The sequence below is a fragment of the Mesorhizobium sp. M7A.F.Ca.US.002.01.1.1 genome (assembly GCF_004022955.1).
Lineage (GTDB): Bacteria > Pseudomonadota > Alphaproteobacteria > Rhizobiales > Rhizobiaceae > Mesorhizobium > Mesorhizobium ciceri.
This window is the reverse complement of record NZ_RZQE01000637.1, coordinates 1-2,725: the sequence shown is the minus strand read 5'-3', so window position 1 is coordinate 2,725 and position 2,725 is coordinate 1. Positions and strand designations below refer to the sequence as shown.

At 63.7% G+C, this 2,725-nt stretch carries 3 protein-coding genes; 1 reads left to right on the top strand and 2 read right to left on the bottom strand.

Annotated features, from left to right (window positions below):
* Positions 1-308: 308 nt before the first annotated feature.
* Positions 309-863, top strand: coding sequence for an HdeD family acid-resistance protein (locus EN932_RS33300; protein ID WP_013532362.1), 555 nt, complete (start codon positions 309-311; stop codon positions 861-863).
* Position 864: 1 nt separating this feature from the next.
* On the opposite strand, the gene EN932_RS33295 is transcribed toward EN932_RS33300, so the two are convergent.
* Entirely contained in the window at positions 865-1,845 is a 981-nt protein-coding gene (locus EN932_RS33295) for a bifunctional riboflavin kinase/FAD synthetase (protein ID WP_127368761.1), read from the bottom strand.
* Between the two features lie 6 nt (positions 1,846-1,851).
* Positions 1,852-2,712: a TIGR01459 family HAD-type hydrolase gene (locus EN932_RS33290; RefSeq protein ID WP_063170199.1), complete on the bottom strand. Its 861-nt coding sequence runs from the start codon at positions 2,710-2,712 to the stop codon at positions 1,852-1,854.
* Positions 2,713-2,725: the final 13 nt, after the last annotated feature.

The following is a 2,725-nucleotide window of genomic DNA, read 5'->3' as shown; positions in this document are numbered from 1 at the left end:
AACGGTCAGATACCAGTCGCCGGACAGCCAGCTGCCCTCGCCCGCATGGGCGGCGCCCGCCCCGCCCAGCACCGCAGCGGCCAACACCAGAGAGATTCTTCCGACCGGACTCATGGCCACTCCACTAACACGACACACACGATTACCAATGACAGCTTTGACGGCCGTTTGGTAAAATTTGATTTAAACCCGAGACATACGCTCGCGCTTTGCCGCGATGCCGCTGCCGGTCATCGACTGGACGTTGGCCCGCGCCCGGATTACCTTCCATCCGCAGTATTCCGCAGCCCTCGATGGAGACCGCGACAATGACCCTGCATGGCGACGCCCTGAAAATCGCGATCGAACAGACACGGACAAAATGGGGATGGTTTGTCGCGCTCGGTGTGCTGCTGCTCATCTTCGGCGGCATTGCCTTCGCCAACCTGTTCGTCGCCACGGTGGCTTCCGTCTACGTCGTGGGATGGCTGATGCTGATGGCGGGCATCATCGAGATCGTGCACGCGTTCGGCGTCAAGACCTGGAGCCGCTTCTTCTACTGGCTGCTCAGCGGACTGCTGTACGCCGTTGCCGGCTTCTTCGCTTTCGGCAATCCGTTGCTTGCCTCGGCGGTGCTGACATTCCTGCTGGCGATTGCGCTGGTCGCGTCAGGGGTGCTCAGGGCCTGGGTCGGCTACAGCCATCGGCCGGAACGCGGCTGGGGCTGGATCGTCGCTGCCGGTGTCATCACCGCGCTTGCGGGCCTGATCATCGCCATGGGCTGGCCGGTCAACAGCCTGTGGGTGCTCGGTCTGTTCCTGGCGATCGATCTGATCTTCCAGGGCTGGACCTTCATCGCCGTCGGCCTGGCACTGAAGAAGTAGCTTAAAATGCCATCGCAGCGTCGAGGTCGGAGAGCGGCCTGACGCCGGCAAGCAGCGCGCGTGCCTCGGCTTCATCGCGCTTCATCTGCGCGACCAGCGCGTCGAGCCCCTCGAACTTCACCTCCGGACGCAGGAAACCGAAGAAGGAAACCTGACAAACCTCGCCATAGAGGTCGCCGGAGAAATCGAAGACAAAGGTTTCCAGCAGCGGCGCGCCGTTGTCGTCGACTGTCGGGCGTCGGCCAAAGCTGGCGACGCCGTCGTGAAGCGTGCCGTCGGCGCGGCGGAAGCGGACGGCATAGATGCCCTCCCTGAGTGCGGCTTCAGCCGACAGCCTCATATTCGCGGTTGGAAAGCCAAGGGTGCGGCCAAGCTGCTGTCCGCCGACCACCTCGCTTTCGACGGTGAACCGGTAGCCGAGCAGACCGGCGGCTTCAGCCACCTCACCCTCGCCCAGCAATACGCGGATGCGGCTGGACGACACCACCTCGGCGCCCTCGTCCCGGAACGCGTCGACGAGCGTGACGCCGAAGCCGTGACGCTCGCCGGCCGCCATCAGGTAGGCCGGGCCGCCCTGACGATCCTTGCCGAAATGGAAGTCGAACCCGGTCACGGCGTGAGTAATGCCGAGGTTCGTCTCCAGCACATCCGTCACGAACGCTTCCGCCGACAGCGAGGCGAAGTCGCGCGTGAACGGCTGCTCGACGAGCGCGGCAAAGCCCAGCAGCGACAGCAGCCGCGCCTTCATAGGCGGCGGCGTCAGCACGAACAACGGGATATCAGGCCTGAAGATCTTACGCGGATGCGGTTCGAATGTCAGCACCAGGGCCGGCACGCCGCGCCGTCCTGCCTCCGCCGAGGCTCGCTCGAGCACCGCCTGATGGCCGCGATGGACGCCATCGAAATTGCCGATCGCCACGACGCCGCCGCGCAGGTCGGCGGGAAGCGGCGCGGTTGCCAGGATGCGCTGGAAGGCTGCCATCGTCACCTACCGAAGTCTGGGAATGACGGCCACCGGACCATAGCCATGCTTTTCCAGGAAGGCCGCCAATCTTGCCGGATCCGGTTGCAGGGCATCGCCATAGTCGCGGGCATGGATACCGCCGGAGACATAAAGAACATCGAAGCCATTGTCGGCGGCGCCCTTCACATCGGTCATCATGCCGTCGCCGATGGCCAGCACCTGGCCGCGCTCGACCGGCTGGCCAAGAATCTCGGCAACCTCCTTCATCGCGAGATTGTAGATCGGCGCGTAAGGTTTTCCAGCGATCAATGTGCGGCCGCCGAGCTGGGCATAGTCACGCGCCAGCGCGCCGGCACACCAGATGATGCGTTCGCCACGTTCGACCACGATGTCGGGATTTGCGCAGATGAAAGGCAGGTTCCTGGCGCGCAGCCGCCGCAGGAGCTCCGCGTAATCCTCGGGCTTCTCGACCTCGTCGTCGAACAGGCCGGTACAGACGACGCCGGACGCCTCGAACTCCTCGACAAGCTCGACGTCGAGACCTTCATAGAGGGTGAAGTCGCGGTCGGCGCCGATATGGAAAATCTTGCGCGGCCCTTCGGCGATCAGATCCCGGGTCACGTCGCCTGAGGTAACCACCCGGTCGTAGGCTGACGGTGGAACACCGATCGCGTTCATCTGCGCCACTACATCGGCACTTCTGCGCGGCGAATTGGTGATCAGGACGACGGGGATTTTCGCCTCTCGAGCCCTTGCCAATGCGGAGGCTGCCACAGGGAAATGCGTTTCGCCATTATGGACCACCCCCCAGACGTCGCACAGGATTGCCGAATAGGCCTTCGACACGTCTTCGAGCGAGCCGATGATTTCAGGCGAATCCGCCATGCCGTTTCCTTCA

Bases quoted from the DNA above. Each gene is read 5' to 3' on its own strand.
- EN932_RS33295 (WP_127368761.1), bottom strand. From the start codon at position 1,845: ATGGCAGCCTTCCAGCGCATCCTGGCAACCGCGCCGCTTCCCGCCGAC.
- EN932_RS33300 (WP_013532362.1), top strand. From the start codon at position 309: ATGACCCTGCATGGCGACGCCCTGAAAATCGCGATCGAACAGACACGG.
- EN932_RS33290 (WP_063170199.1), bottom strand. From the start codon at position 2,712: ATGGCGGATTCGCCTGAAATCATCGGCTCGCTCGAAGACGTGTCGAAG.